The 22,475-nt window shown below is 30.0% G+C and carries 25 protein-coding genes; 10 read left to right on the top strand and 15 right to left on the bottom strand.

Annotation, left to right across the window (positions count from 1 at the left end):
• Position 1: 1 nt before the first annotated feature.
• The 6 genes from AC0L3M_RS08870 (at position 2) to AC0L3M_RS08845 (ending at position 6,358) form a co-directional block, all read left to right on the top strand.
• Complete coding sequence (locus tag AC0L3M_RS08870) at positions 2–676, top strand: hypothetical protein (protein ID WP_473430499.1); 675 nt, start codon at positions 2–4, stop codon at positions 674–676.
• Between the two features lie 59 nt (positions 677–735).
• Entirely contained in the window at positions 736–1,662 is a 927-nt protein-coding gene (locus tag AC0L3M_RS08865) for a hypothetical protein (protein WP_473430498.1), read from the top strand.
• A gap of 384 nt (positions 1,663–2,046) precedes the next feature.
• Positions 2,047–2,382, top strand: coding sequence for a hypothetical protein (locus tag AC0L3M_RS08860; protein ID WP_473430497.1), 336 nt, complete (start codon positions 2,047–2,049; stop codon positions 2,380–2,382).
• Positions 2,383–2,564: 182 nt separating this feature from the next.
• On the top strand, positions 2,565–3,665 hold the full coding sequence (locus AC0L3M_RS08855; RefSeq protein ID WP_473430496.1) for a DUF3987 domain-containing protein: 1,101 nt from the start codon (positions 2,565–2,567) through the stop codon (positions 3,663–3,665).
• Between the two features lie 331 nt (positions 3,666–3,996).
• Positions 3,997–4,749 (top strand): DUF6371 domain-containing protein, encoded by a 753-nt coding sequence (locus AC0L3M_RS08850; RefSeq protein ID WP_473430495.1) that lies wholly within the window; start codon positions 3,997–3,999, stop codon positions 4,747–4,749.
• 532 nt (positions 4,750–5,281) lie between these two features.
• Positions 5,282–6,358: an endonuclease gene (locus AC0L3M_RS08845; protein ID WP_473430494.1), complete on the top strand. Its 1,077-nt coding sequence runs from the start codon at positions 5,282–5,284 to the stop codon at positions 6,356–6,358.
• Between the two features lie 309 nt (positions 6,359–6,667).
• On the opposite strand, the gene AC0L3M_RS08840 is transcribed toward AC0L3M_RS08845, so the two are convergent.
• The 15 genes from AC0L3M_RS08840 to AC0L3M_RS08770 all read right to left on the bottom strand — a co-directional run bounded on the left by AC0L3M_RS08840 (position 6,668) and on the right by AC0L3M_RS08770 (position 17,985).
• Positions 6,668–7,966: a hypothetical protein gene (locus AC0L3M_RS08840; protein ID WP_473430493.1), complete on the bottom strand. Its 1,299-nt coding sequence runs from the start codon at positions 7,964–7,966 to the stop codon at positions 6,668–6,670.
• 159 nt (positions 7,967–8,125) lie between these two features.
• On the bottom strand, positions 8,126–8,809 hold the full coding sequence (locus tag AC0L3M_RS08835; RefSeq protein WP_473430492.1) for a hypothetical protein: 684 nt from the start codon (positions 8,807–8,809) through the stop codon (positions 8,126–8,128).
• Entirely contained in the window at positions 8,758–9,006 is a 249-nt protein-coding gene (locus AC0L3M_RS08830; protein ID WP_473430491.1) for a DUF4238 domain-containing protein, read from the bottom strand. The genes AC0L3M_RS08835 and AC0L3M_RS08830 overlap by 52 nt, the downstream gene beginning before the upstream one ends.
• A 152-nt stretch (positions 9,007–9,158) precedes the next feature.
• Complete coding sequence (locus AC0L3M_RS08825; protein WP_473430490.1) at positions 9,159–9,707, bottom strand: hypothetical protein; 549 nt, start codon at positions 9,705–9,707, stop codon at positions 9,159–9,161.
• Between the two features lie 194 nt (positions 9,708–9,901).
• Positions 9,902–10,279, bottom strand: coding sequence for a hypothetical protein (locus AC0L3M_RS08820; RefSeq protein ID WP_473430489.1), 378 nt, complete (start codon positions 10,277–10,279; stop codon positions 9,902–9,904).
• Entirely contained in the window at positions 10,276–10,632 is a 357-nt protein-coding gene (locus AC0L3M_RS08815; protein WP_473430488.1) for a hypothetical protein, read from the bottom strand. The genes AC0L3M_RS08820 and AC0L3M_RS08815 overlap by 4 nt, the downstream gene beginning before the upstream one ends.
• A 171-nt stretch (positions 10,633–10,803) precedes the next feature.
• Entirely contained in the window at positions 10,804–11,601 is a 798-nt protein-coding gene (locus AC0L3M_RS08810) for a hypothetical protein (protein ID WP_473430487.1), read from the bottom strand.
• A 140-nt stretch (positions 11,602–11,741) separates the two neighbouring features.
• Complete coding sequence (locus AC0L3M_RS08805; RefSeq protein WP_473430486.1) at positions 11,742–12,077, bottom strand: EF-Tu C-terminal domain-related protein; 336 nt, start codon at positions 12,075–12,077, stop codon at positions 11,742–11,744.
• Positions 12,070–12,420, bottom strand: coding sequence for a DUF4160 domain-containing protein (locus tag AC0L3M_RS08800; RefSeq protein WP_473430485.1), 351 nt, complete (start codon positions 12,418–12,420; stop codon positions 12,070–12,072). The genes AC0L3M_RS08805 and AC0L3M_RS08800 overlap by 8 nt, the downstream gene beginning before the upstream one ends.
• 164 nt (positions 12,421–12,584) lie before the next feature.
• Positions 12,585–13,202: a hypothetical protein gene (locus tag AC0L3M_RS08795; RefSeq protein ID WP_473430484.1), complete on the bottom strand. Its 618-nt coding sequence runs from the start codon at positions 13,200–13,202 to the stop codon at positions 12,585–12,587.
• Between the two features lie 66 nt (positions 13,203–13,268).
• The gene (locus AC0L3M_RS08790) at positions 13,269–15,248 is read right to left on the bottom strand and encodes an AAA family ATPase (RefSeq protein ID WP_473430483.1); all 1,980 of its coding nucleotides are present in this window, start codon (positions 15,246–15,248) and stop codon (positions 13,269–13,271) included.
• A gap of 804 nt (positions 15,249–16,052) precedes the next feature.
• The gene (locus AC0L3M_RS08785; RefSeq protein ID WP_473430482.1) at positions 16,053–16,715 is read right to left on the bottom strand and encodes a hypothetical protein; all 663 of its coding nucleotides are present in this window, start codon (positions 16,713–16,715) and stop codon (positions 16,053–16,055) included.
• Between the two features lie 174 nt (positions 16,716–16,889).
• On the bottom strand, positions 16,890–17,264 hold the full coding sequence (locus AC0L3M_RS08780) for a hypothetical protein (RefSeq protein ID WP_473430481.1): 375 nt from the start codon (positions 17,262–17,264) through the stop codon (positions 16,890–16,892).
• A 44-nt stretch (positions 17,265–17,308) separates the two neighbouring features.
• The gene (locus AC0L3M_RS08775; protein WP_473432494.1) at positions 17,309–17,470 is read right to left on the bottom strand and encodes a peptidase associated/transthyretin-like domain-containing protein; all 162 of its coding nucleotides are present in this window, start codon (positions 17,468–17,470) and stop codon (positions 17,309–17,311) included.
• Between the two features lie 251 nt (positions 17,471–17,721).
• Positions 17,722–17,985 (bottom strand): hypothetical protein, encoded by a 264-nt coding sequence (locus tag AC0L3M_RS08770; RefSeq protein WP_473430480.1) that lies wholly within the window; start codon positions 17,983–17,985, stop codon positions 17,722–17,724.
• Between the two features lie 589 nt (positions 17,986–18,574).
• Between AC0L3M_RS08770 and AC0L3M_RS08765 the strand changes: the two genes are divergently transcribed.
• The 4 genes from AC0L3M_RS08765 (at position 18,575) to AC0L3M_RS08750 (ending at position 22,439) form a co-directional block, all read left to right on the top strand.
• Positions 18,575–19,792, top strand: a complete 1,218-nt coding sequence (locus AC0L3M_RS08765; protein ID WP_380035495.1) for a tyrosine-type recombinase/integrase — start codon at positions 18,575–18,577, stop codon at positions 19,790–19,792.
• 3 nt (positions 19,793–19,795) lie between these two features.
• Entirely contained in the window at positions 19,796–21,067 is a 1,272-nt protein-coding gene (locus AC0L3M_RS08760; protein WP_473430479.1) for a hypothetical protein, read from the top strand.
• A 132-nt stretch (positions 21,068–21,199) separates the two neighbouring features.
• On the top strand, positions 21,200–21,484 hold the full coding sequence (locus AC0L3M_RS08755; protein ID WP_179346431.1) for a helix-turn-helix domain-containing protein: 285 nt from the start codon (positions 21,200–21,202) through the stop codon (positions 21,482–21,484).
• 58 nt (positions 21,485–21,542) lie between these two features.
• Positions 21,543–22,439 carry a hypothetical protein gene (locus tag AC0L3M_RS08750; RefSeq protein WP_473430478.1) on the top strand — a complete coding sequence of 299 codons (897 nt, stop codon included), beginning with the start codon at positions 21,543–21,545 and terminating at the stop codon, positions 22,437–22,439.
• Positions 22,440–22,475: the final 36 nt, after the last annotated feature.

The raw sequence follows: 22,475 nt of genomic DNA, 5'->3' as shown, positions 1-22,475 counted from the left end.
TATGAACGAAACGTTAAACGATGTATATATAGCTTTAACCAAGCAATTATATGTGCCTCTGGTTTTTTATATTCCAAAAAGAATATGGATACAATTTAATAAAGACGTTTGGGAGGATAAATTATACGACAATTTATTTGACAAGGTTGTTTTAATAAATAGCAAAGGTTCTAATGCTTTGTTGAAAAATGGTAAATCAATTCATCATATAGTCGTTAAAAAAGAACGTTTAGATAGAAATACGTTTAATCTTCTTGAATTACAAAATGATTTGAATAAAATGCAATTTCAATTTCTTTTAAACAAATATTGTACGCAGTTAGATTTTTGTAGAAGAATATCTTCGTGGTTTGTTGAAAACATACGCAATGATGTTAGGGATTTAAAGATAGAAAACTTTCAGTCTTTTGACCTTCAACATAAATCGTTTGAAGATCATTGGGATTTTATTCAAGATAGTTTTAAAGACGCACCAAAAATAGAGTTGTCCTCTAATAAAGAAAAATTAAATAAGAATGATTTAAAATCGTTTCAAGATTTGATTAAGCCTTCAGGGTTGTTTTTGGGAAATATTGAAAATGAAAAAATAAAGAAGCCAAAGAAAGAGAAGAAGATATTGGTTACAGAAGAGGAAGCAACAGCATTTCTTTTAAAAACAGTATTTAATATGGAATAATACATTATAAGTCACATTCTTAATTCAAATAATAACCCTTAGAATACATTAATCCTATCATGAATTATTTTAAAACATATAATCATTTTTACATTAAATCATATGCTATAGCAAAACGAATGGTAATTAATGAGATGAAAAAGGAGAAATTGAAAAAGCGTCCGTTTACAACTGTTCATAATAAAATATGTAAATTTTTATATGATTATTATTCGATAAAATATACCGAAGATTTAAAAACCAGACAACATCAATCTTTTAAACTCTTTTACGATAGGCATCTTTATTATGATGGAGATAATGACGTGGTTATAACTTTAGTTTTAGAAGACGAAGTGTTAAATGCCTTTAATAAGGAAGATAAGTCCTCTTATGTTAAGTTTGTTTCAGATTTAGCGATTGAATCATCTTTAAAGGAAGCACAGCGTCATTTTAAGAATTATAAAGATTATTATGAGTTGATATATGATTTGGATAAGTATGATAATTTTTACTTTGAAGATTTTGAGAGCATAACTTTTACAAGTTCAAATGAATATAAATCTATGATAGATATTAAACATCCATATCTAAAGCAAGAACGAGAAGCGTCTCTTAATTCATCAACAACAGATGTAGATAAAGGTAGTACTTTATTAGAAGAAGTTTCTGAAAAGCATAACATTTATCTAAATCTGATTAATAATTTTGAAGATGATGAAAAATATTTATTAATTAATATTTTTAATTCGCTTCCACCAGACTCCTTAAAACGAACTGATTTTTTAAAACTTATTAGGATAGTAGGAACTTTTCAAGATTTAACTATATTTTATAAGAACCCAAAATCGGTTACTCCTTATGCTAAAGTGTCAAAGGGTATTGATTATTATTCAGGAAAAAGAAAACTTGATATTATAGATAGAACTTTAGTCAAAATGGAACCATTTCAGATTGATGCTATCAATCATCAACTTTCAAAAATGAAATCTCAAGTTAATAAATAGAAAAGATACTATTCAAATTTCAAATTTTTCAATCAAACTTTATCACTTTTTACATACGTTTCCTTGTTTAATTCATGTGTTAACAATTTGTTTATCATGTGTTTGAGGATTCCGAACGCATTCCGTTGAGATTCCGAACTAATTAATATTACCTATTTCTCTTTATATCATTGCAGTAAATTAAAACTAATATTATGATATTAAAAATGAAAGTTATTTTGGATGATGTAGTGAAGAAGCTATTTTATTTAAAAGAAAGTAAAAATGTCTATTCCCAAGAACATGGGATTAACCACAGTATGTTGAGCGAACGCAAAACAATACAAAAAGAACTATTTGGATCACCAGCTAGTCTATTAATTAATTCTAAATCTCACAATTAGTATGAAGAATGTAGTAATTAATAGTAATGTGACGGATTGCTTCAAAGGAGATTTAGAGATGCTTTGTAGTTTAAACAGAAAAAGCTTTTCTTATTTTAAGCCCAATTTATTAATTGTGCATTTTATCACATTAATATGTCAGGAGTCCAACTTGGATGATAAACCTGAAAGGGATTTTAATAATATCAAAGATAGGTTATTAGAATCCTTAGAGTTTTCAAAATTTGTTTTTTGGCTATACATAGTAATGACAAATCATTTTATGAATGATGTCATGTTTAATAAAAACGATGGTTTGAATTATTACGATTTAAATGATAGTATTATTTTAGAATAATTATGGAAAATATTAATCATGAAACCATTGGCAACGAGCTTAAAAATTTGACAAAGTCTAATATAGAGAAAGCTCAAGATATGTTAGTAACTATAATTAATAAGCTCCCAAATGAGTATAGGGAGCTTATAGAAAGTAGCTTTAAATATAAACGTATTCCAAAAGAATACATGTTATGCTCAATGTTATTTACAGTAAGCACATCTGTTGGACTTACTTTTTATATAGAAGCTCTTGGTTACCGAAATTATGCAAATTTATACTTTACTATAATTGGTAGTCGTGGAGATGCAAAAACGGAAGCAATGAAAATAGCAACTAAACCTATCAAAATAATTGATGATATGTTTTATAATGATCATCTGGATGACCTAGATATTGCTAATCCGGAAGATGATGCTCCCAAGCGCAAGCAGGTGTTGGTTCAAAACGCTTCAATTGAAGCTGCTCATAAGATTCATTCGGACAACCCTAACTCCATTGGAATTTTAATAGACGAAATTTTTGCCTTAGTAGAGAAAATGGGAAATTCAAATAGTCGCGATGGTATAGCATGGCGTAATTTTTTATTGGAAGGATATACAAATGGATATATTGATATATCAAGAAAGACAACGGAAAGTTTTAGAATAAATGAATCCTGTCCAACACTGTTAGGAGGATTACAACATCAGTTTATACCTAAGTTAATAGCTAACGGTAATTTAGAAAGTGGTTTTATCGATAGACAATTATTTACACCAAAACTAACTAGTAATTCAATATTACATAAAGGGGTGTCTAATCCTGAGATAATGAATAACTATACTGCATCTATCAAGAATATATTAGATTATAAAATACAATCTGAAAAAGCAGAGGAGGACATAAAGCAATTTGAAATTCAAGTAACAGATGAAGCACATGAACTTCTTTTTGAATACACACAAGGGCTTATAAATAGGCAAGCTATGGCTAAGCCTATTATTAAAGAGTATATTTCTAAAATGCAAATATCTATTCATAAGTTATGCATAAACGTATTTATGATGTTTCATGCTTCTAAATCTGAATTTAAATCGTTATTAACTTTAGAAAATGTCGAATTAGCAATAGCCCTAAATGAGTTTTATTTGATGAATTTTAGAATTGTATTAGAAGAAAATATCGATCATAAAACGACGGAGCCAAGTGTAGAAGACATTATTAAGATTGCTAAAAAAAATAATGCTTCACAAAAGGCGGTAACTGAAGTTACTGGTTTGACTAAGGGAACAATTTCAAAAAAATGGAACAAAGTATAAACGCAATTAGAAACAGGAAACTCGAAACTTTAGTGTTTAATCATGTAAACATCACGTTTTTAGTTTCTTATATTGAATTTCTTATAGGTTTCAAGTTTCCTGTTTCTTTTAAAACCAATAATAATGTTAGAGAAAATAGATGTAGTCTTAACTTTTGATCCAAAACGTCATCGTAATATTATTACACCATGCTGTAAAAGCCTAAATAGGGATGGGAAGTTTGTTACATATAAGGAGTTACCACTGAATTATGGTTACTGCCATTCTTGTGGAAAAGCAACTCTACCACCAACTCGATATCGTGACGATTCTGGAAACGAATTTATCTGGAATGAAATTAAAAAAAATGGAGTCATTTGTAGCTAATTTGAATGACAATGATGTAATTCGTCTTAATGATGGTTTCAAGGACATGTGTAACACTTTAGTTAGAGAAAAGAAATTTATTGATTTTGAGTCCGTTAGATTATGCGTTAATAATACTAATGAGAATAACTTATTGCTTTACTTACGTACTAAATACGGTGACATAAAAACGGATATAGTTAAAAGAATGTATTATATAGGTACTTCAAGAGATTTAGGTACTGTATTTTGGAGTATCAATCGTGCTAAAAAAGTACAAAAGGCAAAGGTTTCATACTATAAACCTAATGGAAGAAGAACTAACCGTTTTAAGGTGCCTTATAAAAATGAAGATGGATATTATAGTTGTTTATTTGGAGAACACTTATTAGATGTTATTGAGAATAAAGAGAAAGCAGTAATGTTAGTAGAGAGTGAAAAAACAGCAATAGTTTGTGCTATGCATTATCCAGAATATATATGGTTAGCTTATGGAGGAATTACAGCGCTTACAAATGAAAAAATTCAAGTGTTAATTGGACGAAAAGTAATTTTAATACCAGATATGAGCGAAAAAGCAGTTGCTATTATGACTAAAAAAATATCAGAATTTGAAGAGCGTCAAATAGATGTAAAAATATGGGATTTAACCTATGGAAAAACCGACAAAGAACTTATGGAAAGCGGTTGGTATAATTCTGATTTAGAAGATGTTTTACGTACTGATAAAACTATTTAAAAATCTATTCTCTTTTATTCCATTGTTCTGAGAAATCATCAACTTCTAATCCTTAAGGAAAAATGATATGGTACCATAGACAATTGAAATTATATCTAATTATTCGAAACCATCTAGGATATTTATTTTTTTTCATTTGTGAAATTGTTATTTTTAATTTTAGTGAATATTTAACCTTTTTTGGATATAAAAGTAACCAAATTGGTGTTAATTGTAACCAATACCAACGGTCTACCAACGGTCAACCAACGGTCTACCAACGGTCAACCAACGGTCTACCAACGGTCTACCAACGGTCAACCAACGGTCTGTCAAAAGTTGAAAATTTAGGTATTAAATACTGTGTTATATTAAATTAATTTTGAGTGTTCAATAGATTGTTGATTTAACTTAATATAATAAGTAACATAGCATTTTGTTTTCCAGATCTTTGTAGTAGTCTTTTCTTTATCTATAAAAATTTTTAAAGTCGGTTTTTCTTATTTTATCCTATCGTGTAATTATGTATATTTATTGTTAAATATAGCGTTACATGCTTTGCAAGTATTTTTTTAGTTTAAATAAAAGCCTCCTGTTATTACTTTTATTTTCCTTTGCCTTAAATGCTCAGGTTCCTTCGTATTATTCTAGTATAGATTTGTCTCAATCTCCTTCTAATGTTAAAATTCAGCTATCTACATTAATAACTAATACACATACAACCCTTATACCATATACCTCGAGTTATATAGATACATGGGATGTTTTAAAACAGTCAGATTTATTAAATCAAACTAGTGATAACGTACTGTTAATCTATGGTTATGATGATACAGATGTGTTAAGTATTAATGATTATTCTCGTAATAAAAGCTTGTCTTGTCATTCTTCGTCTTGTATTGGTTTGTGGAATCGTGAACACGTATTTGCAAAATCTTTAGCTAATCCAAGTTTAGATGATTCTTATCCAAGTGCAGGAACAGATGTCCATAATCTAAGAAGTTGCGATAGTCAAATGAATAGTTCTCGTAACAATCGTATTTTTCAAGATGCTTCAGGTAACGCGCATATTACATCAATTGGTAATTTTTATCCTGGTGATGAATGGAAAGGGGATGTTGCTCGTGTTATCATGTATATGTACACACGTTATCCTACTCAATGTGAAGCAATAAATATCGGCTATGGTAATTTAAATAATACATCAACAATGCCAACAATATTTTTAGATTGGAATGTTGAAGATCCTGTATCTCAGTTCGAAATCAATCGAAATGAAACAATTTATTCAGAACAAGGTAACCGTAATCCATTTATAGATAATCCATATTTGGCAACAGTGATTTGGGGTGGTACAGTTGCAGAAGATACTTGGAATACGCTAAGTGTTTCTACAAATTTAGTTGAATCAATCAAAGTGTATCCTACAATTACATCAGACTATATCTATATAAAAACAGATTTAGAAAATAAGGATATAGCTTATTCGATTTACAATACTATGGGTGTAGAAGTTTTAAGTGTGATACAACAAAATAAAATAGATGTCTCTTCTTTTTCAAACGGTTTGTACATTATTGAAATTAAATGCGGTCGTAAATCCTTAATTAAGAAGATAATTAAGATTTAATAATTTGTCCTTGCCATATCCACATGGGCAAGAACTCAGTTTATTATAAATTAGATTCTATAAATCTGTCTTAAAAAGAAGGAATTTTATCGGTAAGAAGGGAATGTAAACTTTTTGATCGCTTTCTCATGATTTTTTTTAGTTTTTTATGATAGATTTAATTTTTATTTCATCGTTTATAGTTTGTGTGAATAGAGATTAGAATATATTTGTAGATTATTAGTAGCGAGTCTTAAGTGCTTAATTTAGTATGTGAATATTGATAGAATATTCCGTAGTTATGTTTGTAAGCATTGTATAAACAGGCAATTAATGATTCACGTTGTTGTGGCACGTTTTTCTCACATAATTTGTTATAGAGTTTCTTGCCATATTTGACATCAATTCAAAGGTTATTAGTTTGTCTTGAGTCTTACTCCATTCTTCAAATGGACTTTCATTACGATTTTCCTTCTCCATTTTCTTAAATAATGTTTCTCTTCTTTTAATATTGTCTATAATATGGAAAAAACGGTTATTAGATGAATTGCTTGGGCTTTTGTGTGGTAAAGGTTGTCCCATATGAAAAAATTTAGAACGAAGAGTATAAGTGTTTTTAATAATTTTTGAAAACTCTTCCTCAGTCAGTTTATTTGGTGTTAATTCAGGCACAACACTTATCTCGTTTGGATACAAAGCTCTGTAATTTGGACCTTCGGAAATTAATTCATTATAAAATACGTCATCCCAATCTGAATTCTCAGTGTAAGTAATGAGAAATTTAACAAAGCGTTTAGTCAAATCTCTATTATTCACTTCTGAGTCTACATATGTTTTTACTTTCAAATATTCCTCAAAAAGACCTTTAGCTACATCACTTGTTTTTGAAAGTTTTTTCCATTCATTATAAAGTTTGGGTTTTATTGAAAAATCAATTTTATCGACTGCTATTTGTGATATTGGTTCAATTCCTGCAATGAGAAATGAATACCCTAAATCAAAATCTTCTTTTTTATTTATATGTGCTAATTGTATTAAACGAAAACTCTGCATCAAGTTCTCGTAACTTACTTCATATTCTTGACTTTCTGTTGAAGTGAGTATATCAAGAAGATTGACTATTTCTATTAATCTCGTTTCCCAAATATCGATAATCTCTTTATGAACCCTAAAACCTTTTGCTCCTGGTCCTCCAATTGTTCTTGGAAATTCAACTCCAATTTCCTTTAATTCAAATTGATTAGCGATTTCAAATCGATTGTAATAATCATTTTTTGCAGAAAAGACTGGTCTCTCAAAAGCAAAACTACAGATTGCACTAAGTCCTAATGTGAAATAATGCGAATTGATGTAATTAACTCTTTTAGGCATTTTAACAGGTGAAACATAAGCTTTCTTTACCGCTTGACCTGTTGTTGTAGTTATATCTATATCGACTTCAATCGATTGTTCAATTGTAAAATCTTTAAAGTGAATATCTTTTGTTAATTGAAAGTCTAAAATTAGATAGCTATAAATTCTTTTGTCATTTGAAGTTTGATGTATTTTGTAAAGTTTAACTTCAGTTCTTTTATCGAACGCTAATATTCCATCTTTAAATTGATTATCGTCGTTCGTAAATTGTCTCATAGTTTTGGTCTAAATGTGCTACAACGTGTTTATATATGGTTTGTTGCGTGGTTTAAGCAACTAATTTAGTAAATAATTACTGACAAAGAAAATCCGCGAGGATTTTCGTAATTATGCAATAAGCCAGCAATAAATTATATATGGTGTTGGCTGTAGTATTTATTCGAAAATTTTAAAAACTTCTCCTTTAAGTAATTCAATTTTTCGGTCTGTATCATATAATTTCGCTAATGCTGAAATTTTTTCTAAATATTCTATATCTGGACCACAAACTAACTTTTCAGCCTGAATAAAAGTTAAAACATCTATCTGAACAATATCATAGTTTGTTACCGGTTTTATTTCTTTTTCACAAGTGTTATAAACAAAAACACCTTTTGATAAAGGGAAAATTGATATTGAATCAAGAATACCTTTTTCTGAAATTCTTTCAAGAATTAATGGATTGTCAGAAAGGAGACTTAGTGGGTTACTATTTTTAGGAGCATAAGATAATTTCCAATTTTTTGCAGTTTTAACCCTATTTGTTTTAAAATAATCTTCCAGAGATCTGATAATTTTAGAACTTTCAGTGAAGAAAGGTTTATTTATCATTTCATTAAAAAAATCTTCTGAAGCATCCTCGCCAGTTTTCTTACTTCTAAATCCAATAATAGAATTTTTCTGAGTCATATTTTTAACATATTCAATTCCGTTTTGATCTTGTTCTGGAATTCTTCTATATATAGTTGTTATAAAAAGCATTATCTGAAAAATGTCATATCCAGTGAGGTTAATATTTTCAAGATTGTTTATAATTTTTTTATAAGTAGGAACAAATTGGTTTTCGCCAAATGTGTGCAATTTTTCAATAAAATCAGTTTTTTTCCATCTATTTCAAATGTATTTCTATTATATTCATAAAATAATTGTTTTGGACTCTTTCTTATTTTATCAATTTTATCTTTTTCCTTATTGTAAACTGCAACTTTTCCATCATTTCCTACAAATCCTTTAATATAAAATTGAGGTAAATAGTGATGTCTTTTCGAAAGTGTCATTCTATTGTTTTTAATCTTGAATTCAGTTTTGTATTACAGCCAACGTTGATGTGTATGGTTAGTTGCGTGGTTAAGCAACTAATTTAGCAAATAAATCACAGATAGAATATTCCGAAGGAATGTTCGTAAGTCGGCAGTGACCTAGCAATTAATTATACACGGTGTTGTACAACGTTTTTTATTAAAGGTTTTACTGTTAATTTCTTCTTCGATATATTTCCCGAGTTTATTCCGAGATTTTTCCACAAGACACTAATTTTTCTTTCCAGAAAATCAGTCAGCATTGGTACATCTTGTTCCGCATCTGACTTCAATTCAATTCTGTAGCTTGTTTTATTAATTTCTACTTTAATTAGGTATTCAAAACCTTTAAAACTAATAATTTCTTCTTTCCATCCTTTAGTGAAAAGGTTGTCCAAAAATCCGTTTAAGTTTTCTACGTTAGCTTTGTCATAAGTCAGAACATAGTTTTCGTTTTCGTCAATCTCAAATAGTTTTTGTTTAACTTTAGTAAAGTTTGGCGCACTATTGTCAAACAAGATTTTATAGTCGCTAAACTTTCCAATTTTATAAGTTCCAAGTTCTACTTTATTAACTGTATTCGAGTCTGAAAAGTCGACGGTCAAATAAGATTCTTGGAAATAATAGGTTCTTGATAATCTATATTCAGTATCTCGATGTTCGACATCCGTTGGATTCAACAGTTTTATTTTTTTCGAAATATTTAATCCAATTAGCGGTCATTGGCAAATGTTGTACAACGTTTTTGTATATGGTTTGTTGCGTGTTTTAAGCACCTAATTTAGCAAATAAAAACCGAATAGAAAATCCGCGAGGATTTTCGTAAGTAGGCTAGAACTAGCAATAAATTATATACGGTGTTGTAACCAGTTTTTTATTCCACTTTCTCATAGTAATGATTCAAGTCATAATTCAATACAATTTTCGGCTTTTCAAAAATTTTATTGATAAAATATGTACTATGTCCAGCTGTTCCCATTTCATATTCGTAAGTCCAATCAATTTCAGTCGTTAAAATTCCATAACTAACTTTATAAGTTCCATTTCCATAATATTCACTCGAAAATGTTCCGTTTGATTTTAATATTAAAGTGTCTGCTTTATGAGGTGATTCTAAACAGCAAATTTCATTATCGTAATTAGTATTTGCGTAAACTCCTTCAACAGTATTTTTCGTCATTGGAATGTCACATCGCAAAACTAAAATTACGATAAATAAAAATATTCCAATTCCAATTAGTATTCGTTTCATTTGGTTTTAGGTTTAAAAATCAAAATCGCAAAGGTAGAAATGAAAATAATTAATGGTATCTGAAACTCTAAATAGTTAAACTTCTCAATTGGTATTTCTGTTAAACGCCTAATTAATGGTGTCAGCATTAACCCAAAAATGATGATTCTAAAAATTCTGCTTTTAAAATATCTCGTAAAAAACAAAATAAGTCCAATTAATCCAATAATTGCAAAAATTTGGTCATTATTGCCAAATTCAAAACTTGTCCAAAATAGCCATACTATAAATGGTATTCCAATCATTTGTCCCATTAGAATTATAAGAGAATAAGAAGTTAAAGAAATGGTCTTTATTATGTTTTCAAATTTCAATTTCGAGGTTTTTCTTAAATTGGTTACAAAACGTGTTTGTGTATGGTTAGTTGCGTGTTTCAGCAACTAATTTAGTAAACAAAAACGAGCGCGAGAAAATTCCGAAGGAATTTTCCAAATAAGCAACGACCAAAGCAATTAATTATACACGGTGTTACCTGCAGGCTTTGCTCAATTCAGTTTCTTAAGTTCGTTATCAATTTCCATATGTATTTGCTCTAATTGTTGAGCATAATTCTCTGAATCTTCTTTAATTGCTTTTCTGAATAATTCAAATGCTTGAACTCTAAGTTCTGAATATTTTAGTAAAATCTCGTTTTGTTTAATTAGTTCAGAAGGTAAATCTTCAAATTGATTTGTTTTATTAATTATCTCAATATTTTCTTTCCATTTTGGAATCGTTTTTTCGTCCAATTCTTTTAGTAAAGTATAGTTTGTTTCTGTATTTAAATTGTCGTAAAACACTAAAGTTTCATTTTCGTTTTTTGAGAATTTAGCAATTTCAGCATCATATTTTTCATACAGCTCGTTATCTGTAGAAAGAAAAGCATAAGCAAATATTCCAATTCCGAGTATTAACAAGGAAATGAATCCGATTCCAGCAGCTCTCCAACCAGAAAAAAATGAATTATTATTTTCTTTATGAGCTTTGAGAATATCTCCTTGTTTCCATTCAACAATTCCCCAAATAATTCCTGTGTAGATAATTGGAATTAATTGTCGAGGGATTTTGTCAATTATATTTTCAGGAATCATAAATATTCCTCCAAAAAGTATTATTGTTGAAACAATTCCAATTAGCAAAGAATTACGACCTTCAGTCGGTTTGTCTATCGCTTTGAAATTTTCTCCAATCAGATATCCAGCTGCAAGTGGTCCACCTAAGAATGTTGCTCCACTTATCGCTTTTGAGGAATACAATTTAATGTCTTTCGTATTATTTACTGTTTTCAATTCTGTTTCGGTCATTTTTTTCAGCTTGCAGGTAACGTTGTTGTATATGGTTTGTTGCGTGTTTTAAGCACCTAATTTAGCAAATAAAAACCGAATAGAAAATCCGCGAGGATTTTCGTAAGTAGGCTAGAACTAGCAATAAATTATATACGGTGTTATGTGCTGGCTTTTTTCTTTTCCAGCGACTTATTTAGTATTTCTGTTATTTTTCCAATTCCGATTATTACACTTCCTTCACAGAATTTAAATTTCGTTCCTACTTCTAATTTTCCTTCACAATGAGAAGTACCATTCATTCCTATTTGAGCTAAAACTGTTTCTCCAGGGTTTACTATGTCGGTTCCGATAAAGAATTGATGTCCAGATGTCAACATTTTAGTAAATTCAAATTCCAAGTGTGGACGATATCCAGATTTTGCAGGCGTATTCCGTCCGCCTTCTTTTGCAGTCCGATATTCTAATTCCGCTATAAAATCAAATTTGTTATTCATTATTTCTCTTATTCCAGATTGCCATTAATTTATCTTTTACAACCTGAGTTTTTACATCGTTATAAAAAGCTTTTATTCTTTTGGCATCTTTATTTTCAATTTTACCACTTATATATTCGCAGTTCTCAATTTTGAATTTCGCGTTAATTTCTCCGTTTTTTGATTTTACGTGAAAATGTGGTGGATTATGGTCATTTGAATAAACTATTATTTGCATATTTCGAACAGTTTTAAACCTGTCCTTAATTATTAAACCTTTCTCTATTTTATCTATATTCGGAATATTGAAGTAATACTCCAATATTGGTGTCAAAATACTTGCAAAAAGATCTTCTCTATTCAAATGTTCATTGGTTTGGTTCGCTTGCACATAACGGTTTTGTGTAAGATTAGTTGCGTGTTTAAGTAACTAATTTAGCAAATAAAAACCGAATAGAATATTCCGCAGGAATATTCGTAAGTAGGCTAGAACTAGCAATTAATTTTACACGTTGTTGGCAACAGTATTTATATTATTTCGTTCATTATTTTAAATATTTTTTTCGAGTTTTCTGCTTTTTTATTGTCACATTTATCAATATTATGATTTATAATAAACTTGTTTGTTTTATTTCCGTTTGTAAATTCAACGAGATAAACATCTGCACAACCCAAAAAAGGTTCGCAATATTTTTCGCTATCTTCAGTCTTAATAAATTCAGAGTCAGAAATTATTGATTTTAATTCGCTGATAATTCCTCTTTCGTTAATTCTTTTCGTGAAATTCAGTTTTGACAACTGATTTTCCTTTTCATTTTCATACTCCTCAATTAGGTAAGAGTGAAATGTCAGTTCAGAATTAGCTTTCTTAAATTCCAACATTTGCTCAAAAACAGCTCCACCTCCAGGAAATTTCCAAATTCTTAAAGTTTCAGATTTTAATTCAGAAATAGGTTTTCGATTCAGTTTTTTCAAAGGATATTCAATCGCGTTGTCAAGATATGTCTTAAAATTCCATTCTTCATTTTCTCCTTTTTCCTTTTCGCTCAATTCAGACTTTTCAGTTATTTCAATTTTCTTATTTTCTGAAATGCTATTACATCCGAATAAAACTGAAATTAATAAAAGAGCGATTGGTTTTTTCATATTGTTGCCAACGTTCCATGTATGGTGTCGTAGCATCCCGCAGGGTGCTATGCACTATACATATTGTTAGCCAATGTTTATTATTTTTTCAATCATTTCAACAGTATCTCTATGAATAAAAGGATAACATTTCGCAGATATTATCGTTAGCTCTTTTTGTAATTCTCCTTCATTTCTAAATTTCTGTAAGGCTATAAAAACTTCTTTGAGTTTGACTTCTAAATCATGTCCATGAAATTCTAAATACCATGTAGGAATCATAACCTTAATTTCATTATAATACTCTACTTCTCGTTTAGCATCTTTTAGTTCTTGTGTTGTATTATATTTCTCATAGTATTTTTCAAAAAACCAGTCTATTGATTTTTGTAGTATTTCCTGATTCTCACCTAATTTATACTCATTGTACGAAATATCTAAACCTAATTCTGTTCGCACATTCATTGCATTCATTTCAAGGAAAAGCATCATCAAATACCCTGGGTCATATACATAATTTTCAATATTGTACCGTGAGTTCTCCCCATGAACAATGATGAAAACACTTGAAGGATTCACTAAGTCCCAGTCAATAACACCAAAACATGTAGTATTGTCAGAATTTCGGATTGCTCCAACAGTGTCTTTGACTTGTTGGCAATTACCTTTGCCGTATCCATTTGAAATGAAATATAACTTGAAAGCGTAATTTTTTTCTTGATTTAAAGTATCAAAAATCGTTTGATAGTAAAATCGATCAGTTGGACTTTCTACGAATATTTGCTTATGACTTTTATAGTCGATTGAAAGTGTAGGAATGAATCCTGTTAAAAGTTTAAGAGCACTGTCCTTATCTATTTTAAGCAGCTTGGAATCAGGAATGTTTTGTAATTGGTAAATTGATTCATTAGGACAAAGTGCTATAGTAGATGGTGAATGTGTAGTGAAAATCACATTAATACCCAAGCCATTCACAAATGTCCCATTTAAAACATCTATTAATAATTTAGACATTTCAGGGTGTAAGTTGGCATCAGGCTCATCAAGAACAATCATGTCAGGGAATTCAAGATTCTCCTTGTAGAATTCACTTGTAAATAGCTTAATTATTAATCCAATAATTACTTTTTCTCCTGAAGATAAATGTTGGAATTCAATACTTTTATTAATAGATGACTTAACCAGTTCAATTTTCACGTCCGTATCTGTAGAGAATTCTTGTCGATTTATTCCTCTAAACTGAAACTCAATTCCATGATCTGCTAATATAGCATTCATTTTTTCCCAAGGTGGTGGAAATTGTTCAATGAAATCATCATCAGAAACGGAATTATTTTGATCTCCGTATTGTTGTTTGTCAAAAAACTGTCTGTTATTTAAATCTCTACGTTTAGCATAGGTGTAGAATATATATTCTAATTGAGAACTGAACAGATGAGTATTATCTAAGAAAAACTCTGGAATCGGAGCTAAATAAAAATCAGTTTCATTTAAATCCGTGATATCTTTATTCTTGAATTCAGAGACAAATTTGGCTACTAATGTAGTTTTGTGCCTTGAGAAATACTGAGGTCGAATAAATCGACTGGAAATTTGTTGAATATTTCTTTGGGAGTTAAAATATTGAGGTTCAAATTCTTTTAATGAATCGGTTAATAGCTTTTCTAAATCTTCTCTAGGTACATCTGTAATTGCTTGAAAAATATCATTGTTAGGTAGTTTGTCAAGTCTAACATTTTTATCCAACATCATCTTGAAAAATTGACGTGAATTAACCCCTTGTGCTGTATAGTCATCAACAAATGGCTTGACTTTATTTTTCCAACTATCATTATTCAGAATCGATAAATTTTGATTTTCAATTCCTTCTACTTGAATTTTATTAATCCCTTCTGGAAGAGTAAATGTTAATAATGGGTCAAGATTATTCTCAGACTTCAGTTTAATAAGTTCGAGTAATTGACTTTTTCCACTACCATTTTTACCAGTAATGACTGTGAATTTTTTCAAGTCGTCACACTCTAAATCTTTTAATGACTTATATTCTCCTTGAAGTGTAATTTTCATTGCTTATTATTATGTTGGCTAACGTTGATGTATAAGATTAGTGGCGTGTTTAAGCACCTAAATTAGTAAATAAACACCAGATAGAAAATCCGCGAGGATTTTCGTAAGTAAGCGAGAACTAGCCATTAATTTTATACGGTGTTAGCAGCTGGTTTTATTTTATTCTTTCCATTTCTATTTGATAATAGTTTCTCCAATTCAGTTCATTTTCTTTTGAGGAAATAATCCTAAAATTCATTGAGTTGTAATTATTCGAGAAGAAAATGTGTAATTCGTTATTAATTTCTTTAATTCGGTATCGATATATGTTTTTGTCCGTAGATACATAACAAAATGAGGGTTCCGTACAAGTTTGACAGTCAATAAAATTTACCTTGTTATTATTCAGGAATTTTAATTCAATCGTTCTGCAAAATCCTTTTTCAGATGTAATTGCGTTACTCGAATAGATTTCAACTTTGTCAGACTTGAAAAAGATACTGTCTTTGTTATTTGCAATAATTTTTGAGTGGTATGAAAATCCGCTTTTTTTTCTTCTTTTTTCGATTCCTTAATTAGTCTTTTAAATTCGGATTTAGTCATTTGTTGTGAGAAACAAAAGCTAAAAGAAAATAGAAATAATATGGTCTGTAGAATTTTCATTAATAGTTCTGGGTTCAACTTGCTGCTAACGGTTCGGCTATGAGTAGTTGCGTGGTTTAGCAATTAACTTTGCAAGTACACACCAAACTGAAAATCCGCGAGGATTTTCAGAAGTAGGCGAGAACAAGCAATTACTTATAGCCATTGTTGTGGGCAGTTTTTTTAATAATTATACATATCTAATTCATCAAAGTCCTTTATTTCAGACAGTCTGATTAGATTTTCTATTTTAATTTTATTCCAAGTTTCCTTAAATGTTTCATCTCCACCTTCCGCATTTTCATTGGTGTTTTCTTTGATTAATTTCTTTTTTGTCAAGAAGTTAATACTTGTTTCGGTGTTTGTTACTGGACCACGATTACTACTTGAATCATATCCAATTAATTCAAAATTCGAGTTTTGATATCGGAAGGTATATTCCCAATATCCATATCTTCCGTGTCCGTAATGGATATAAAGTTTTTCGTTTTCAATTTTTATCCATAATTCTGGTGGAAAATAAACTCCACCATCTTCATTTTCTGACGAAAAGCAACTGTAGTTTTTATCGGCAAGTTCATAACCTTTCTCTTTTTTGAATAGAACAACAATTCCACGTCTATTTCTGTCAACTTTTTTGTCAGAACGATTAGTAACAATGTTAGCTGTATCAGTCTTTTTGATAATCAAAACACAGTCATCCAATCCATCTTTATTTAGGTCTCCAAAATATTTTTCAAATTCAGCATATTCTTTTGGAATGAAATCTGAAGGTGCTTTATCCTGTGCTTTACAGCCTAGAATAGTCAGTAGAAAAAAAGGTAGTATTAATAAAGTTTTCTTCATTCAGTATTTAGCTTCTGGTGGTTCGTTTAAATTGCTCACAACGTATAATGTATGTTTAGTTGCGGCTTAAAATCCGCAGGATTTTTAGTTTAAACAACTAAGTTAATGAAATAAGATTGTTTTATATTAAGAAATTATCAGCAATTAAATATATACCGTGTTGTGCACAGTAAATCATTCATATCTTAATTTGTAAGTTAAATTCACAGCCATTTTTTTTCCATTTTGAGTTGCTGGTATCCATTTAGGCATTTTGAAAAATATTGAGTTTAAAATATCAATAAATTCACTTGGTATTTCTTTATTAGCTGTAATGTTAATTGGTATCCCATTTTCACTTATTGAAAAATTTAAATCTAGTTCACCAAAAGGTTTAATAGTTTTTGATTTGATGTGAGGATATAAATTAGTCAAAAATAAATGATCTAAACAATTCAACCCACCTGGATATTTAAACAAGCTTTCAACTATTGTGAAAATTGAATCAGGAGTTTCTTGAATTTTTCTTATAGAATCACACTTTAAATTTTTTAATACTTTTTTAATCATTTTAGGATTCAAGTTTATTTCTCCAATAACATAATTTGCTTTATTCAACTGAATGAAAATATTTTCCTTGTTTTTTTTGAAACTGTGAATCTTGAATTCTCATAACAAACATGTGAAACAATTAAAATGGATTCTTTCATTAAATCATTAAGAATAAAATATCCATTTGAATCTGTTTTAGATCCCATAGTTGAACCAGAAACCATAATAATAACATCTTCAATTCCCTTGTTTGTATTTATGTCAATGACTTGGCCTTTAATATCAAACTGAGCCTTAAGTCCAGAGAAATTTAGGAGTATAATTCCAATTATAAGAAAATATTTCATCGTTTATTTTTTATTGTGCACAACGTTTAGTATATGGTTATTTGCGGCTTAAAATCCGTAGGATTTTTGGTTTAAGCAACTAAGATAATAAATTGAGATGATTTTCCGCTTAGGAAAATCGGAAGCAATTAATTATATACAGTGTTAGCAGAAGTTATTTTTTCTTTTAATCGATTGTAAATATCATAAGTTTCGTTAAAAATTAACCTTTTATCTTTCTCCATTTTTTTAGGATTAGCACCTTCTTTGTTTGAGATAAAAATTTGCTTAACAGATAATATATCTTTTGAGTTTGATTGAATTTCGTCAGTTTCTATCAATGTCGATGGACCAGAACCTCCTCCAAACTGTTCAAATCGTTTTAAAGTTTTTATATCCTTATACTTAATCATCTTTTTGCCGAACAATGTTTTTCTGATAACGGAATCAGAGGTTAGGATTATTTTTGAACCGGTCATATGAATAATACAAATGGGGAAAATGAGAATAAATGGTAAAGTAATCAGAGAGTGTAATATGTAACCATCTCTTAAAAGAACATATCCAAACCAAGTTGCGAAACAAGTAATTCCTAAAACAATTATTAGCAAAAAAAGTATATATATTGATTTCTGATTTACAGCTGGATATGTCACAGTTTCACTATTCATTCTGTTCGTTTTTTTAATTTCTGCTAACGGTTTTGTATATGATACGTTGCGTGTATAAGCAACTAATTTAGCAAATAAAAACTGAATAGAATATTCCGCAGGAATATTCGTAAGTAGGCTAGAACTAGCAATGGATTATATACTTTGTTGTCTAATTGTTGTACCTATCTTCACTCTTATACTCTCAATAGCCTATAAATAGGCGTTTTACATCAAATATTAGTGCAACAAAGTGCAAATAAAAACACGTAAATGCAGTGTTTGTTGTACCAATTGTTGTACCTTAGTACTCTATTGCACTTGCTTGCACAGTCTTATACCAGAGTACATTATGGCTTCAGTAAAACTTATTTTAAAGAAACAAAAGGTAGATGCTTCAGGAGAAGCACCTATTTATCTTAGGCTCATCAAAAACCGTAAAACTAAATTTATATCCTTGGGTATAAAGGTAGCGTTAAATGAATGGGATGAAACCAAACAGCGTGTAAAAAAGAATCATAAAGGCTCTACAAGGCTTAACGCATATCTCGCAACTAAAGTTGCAGATGCACAAGGAGAGATAGCAGATATAGAACGCAGAAACATAAGTGTTTCAGCTCGCAAGTTAAAAGAAGTTGTAAAGGGTAAACCTGTTACAAATTTCTTTGAATACTCTTATGGCAGATGTGAGAAACAGAAAAACACCTTGTCATATTCCACATATCGTAATTACATTACTTATCTCAAAAAGTTTGAAACTTTTATTGGCCATACAGATGTAGCTTTTGAGGATATTACGGTAACGATGATAAAAGATTATGCAGGCTATTGCGGTACTACTTTAGGCAATAACAATACAACTATAAATTTTTCTTTGCGCATACTTAACTTAATGTTCCGTAACGCACAGAAAGAGGATTTAATACCACGAAGTCTATTTCCATTTGATAAGTATAAGGTTAAGAAAGAAAAGACTAATAGGCGTTATCTAAATGAAGAACAGCTACAAGCCTTAATCAATTTAGAAGTATCTGAAAGAGCGCAAGCACCTTTAGTAAAAGATATGTTTATCTTTTCAGTCTTTGCAGGTGGTTTAAGGTTTAGTGACGTATTAGAATTAAAATGGAAGCACTACAATAAAAAAGAGCAACGCATATCTAAAACCATTTGTAAAACTAACAATCCGCACAGCTTCAAAATAGGTAGTACTGCTATTGATATTTTAGAAAAGTATCATACAGCAGATGCAAGTCCAGAAGATACTGTATTTCCTTTTGGAGAGATTACAGAAAGATATTTTAAGGATAGAGAATATAGAGCAGACCAGATACGCAGAAAAACAGCTCTTGTAGGTCAGTATCTCAAGGCAATGGGTAATAAGATAGACTTACCATTTAATTTAACTTTTCATTTAAGCAGACACACATTTGCTACCAGGGCATTAAATAAAGGGATGCGCATTGAGCACGTTTCAAAATTAATGGACCATAGTGATATTGGTATCACACAGATTTACGCAAAAATTATTAACTCAGAACTGGATAAAGCAGTAGACCAATATCTTAATTAAGCTATGGGAAAATTTACAAAAGAAGAAGCATTAATACTTGATAAGAGTATAGAGCAAATAGAATCACAAATCTTATCGGGTTACGAGGAAAACGCAGACAAAGATAGAATGCTCTATGCATCCTGTCTAAATGATGAAGAAAAAGAGGAGCTTACCAAAAGACAAATCAAAAAGCAACAAAAGAAACTTGCAAAATGTCCGTCTAATATAGCGGGTTATATTACTGCATTTATAAATCCGAATAGCTATGACACCAAAGATGAAAATTTAGACCAATATAGAAAGAGTATTATTAGGAATTATGTGGCTTCTACCTTCGTTGAAGTTTGCGAAAACCTATTAGAAAATAAGTTCAATACAATTGCAGAAATAGAAGCGGAAGAAGAATCATTTTGGGAATTACTTATTGACTCTCAGTATTACGGAGTTGACGATGATAGCATAAGAGATTTTATTAAGTATATGATTGTAGCAGATAGGCTAAAAGGTTACAAATCTATCTTTGAATCTATTGATGCAGAACGTGCTTTAGAGGAATATAATAAGCTTATTGAAGATGATGATAATGAAATCTATAAACTTCTGGATAGCGTAAGAGCAAAAGACCACACCGGACTACAATTATTCAATATTGTAAAAGAACAAACCAATTTAGAACCAGCATCACTAAAGTATTTCTTCAAAGATGTAGAAATCTATTTATTTTCAGAAAAGGACGATTATGAATCTAATTTTAGTCCAGAAGAAGTGGATGAAGCTATACAGGAACTAAAAGACAAAGGATATTCTGAAGAAGATTTATTGCGTTTAGGTTATATCACTAAGCGTAAATCATTAGGCATTTTGAATGAAAAAGAAGGAGATATAATCACTTCTATTAATAAAGAAAGATTACTCTTTCCGTTTGAGTTTTATTCAATCTACGAAATGCAGAGAATAATAAAAGCGGAATTAGCTAAACACGAAAAGCAACCAACAAATGAAGAAAGCAACAAACCAAGCAATGAAAGACTAAAAGTAAATCTTTCAGTACCGCAACTTGCGTTGCTATTCAAGATGATTAATGATTTAAAACCTTCGGTTTTAAACGTTTCTACAGAGGCTGAATTATTACGCTTTATCTCTGCTAATTTCCAAACAAAAAATTCAAGTGTTGAGAATGGTATAAGTGAGAACAAACTCAGAATCCTATTCAATCAACCAGATGATAAAGCAATTGATTTTTGGGAGAAACACCTAAGAACAATGTTAGCCGAAATTAAAAAAATGAAATAATTTATTTTCCATAAACCCAATGATAGCAAGGGTTTTAGGTGGGGTTATATAACCCTATGTAACTGTTTTAGCGTTACTCTTTAACGCAGATTTGCACCATAATAATTTGTTTAACACTTAAAAACAGCAGTTATGGAAGCAATCATTTTATCCAAAGACCAATACCAAGAACTTATAGGGCGTATTGACGAAATCAAATCCACTATTACAGATACATCTAAAAAACCAGAAGATGTATTTTTAGACAATGCAGACTTCTTACAGCTTATGAACATAAGCAAGCGTACCGCTCAAACGTGGCGTGATGAAGGTAAAATATCATTCTCTCAAATTGGGAATAAGATATATTACCGTATGTCAGACGTACAAACGCTTTTAAATAAGAACTATAATAAGGCATTCAAAAAGGCACGCTAATAACTTCGGTTTTTAGCGTTTTTCTTTTTGAGGTTCTTATGCTTATGCATAGCCTACTTTGTACGATACCATTAAATCCAAAACGGTTATAGATAACCTACCTAAAGTCTTTTTTGCAAACAAGTTGCAAAATGTAGATTGGGCAGGTTTCTTATGGCGTCCTATTCAGAACAAAAAGGCAAATGTTGTAGGCTTTCAAAGTGAGTTGCAAAATATTCATCTAAAATTATACGGTAGCGAATTACAAATTGAGAACTCATTGCAAAAGTTCTTTATGGGCAACAACTATCAAGATTTTACTTTTACACAGGTTTTGACCGCGCTTGACAGTCTCAATAATCATCTTCCTGTAGATATTTATAAAACAACACTTTCAAGAGCAGATGTAGGAGTAGTTATCAATCACGATACCATACAAGAAACAGATAGGTGGATTGATTATAAAAGTACTTTGCCTATTCCTATGATAAAAGGGAATGTTATTTATGGTAAAGAAATAAGAAAAACCAATTACAATTTTAAAGCCTACAACAAGACGTTTGAAACCAAGAAGACCGCAGATGTAAAACTGGAAGAACAGTTAATGCGTGTAGAATTAAAAGGCAATAACCGATACTTTAATAATCGTGCTAATCCTTTAGGAATCTATACGGTACAAGATTTAATGGACCCTATTAAATACAATCTACTTGCAAATGAATTGCTCAATTTTTATGCAAGCATAAATAAAAAAACCAATCTTGATTTTTCTAATTGGTCAGCTAAAGAAACACGTCTTTATGGTTATATGAATTATGCTGACTCTGCACAAGCAATGAAATTACATCATAAAGAAACTCATAAAAAAGAACGTGGTCAGTACTTAAAATTGCTATCTAAATATAAAGATGCAGAACAAGAAAAGTCAGTATTAAATAAGCTTAAAGCGAAAGTAGATTTCTCGATAAGAAATTGAGCCATTTTCAAGACGTGTAGTATAGTCTAAAACAGG

The sequence above is a fragment of the Olleya sp. KJ81-1 genome (assembly GCF_055808135.1).
The sequence above is the reverse complement of the archived record's forward strand: the minus strand, read 5'-3'. Positions and strand labels throughout refer to the sequence as shown.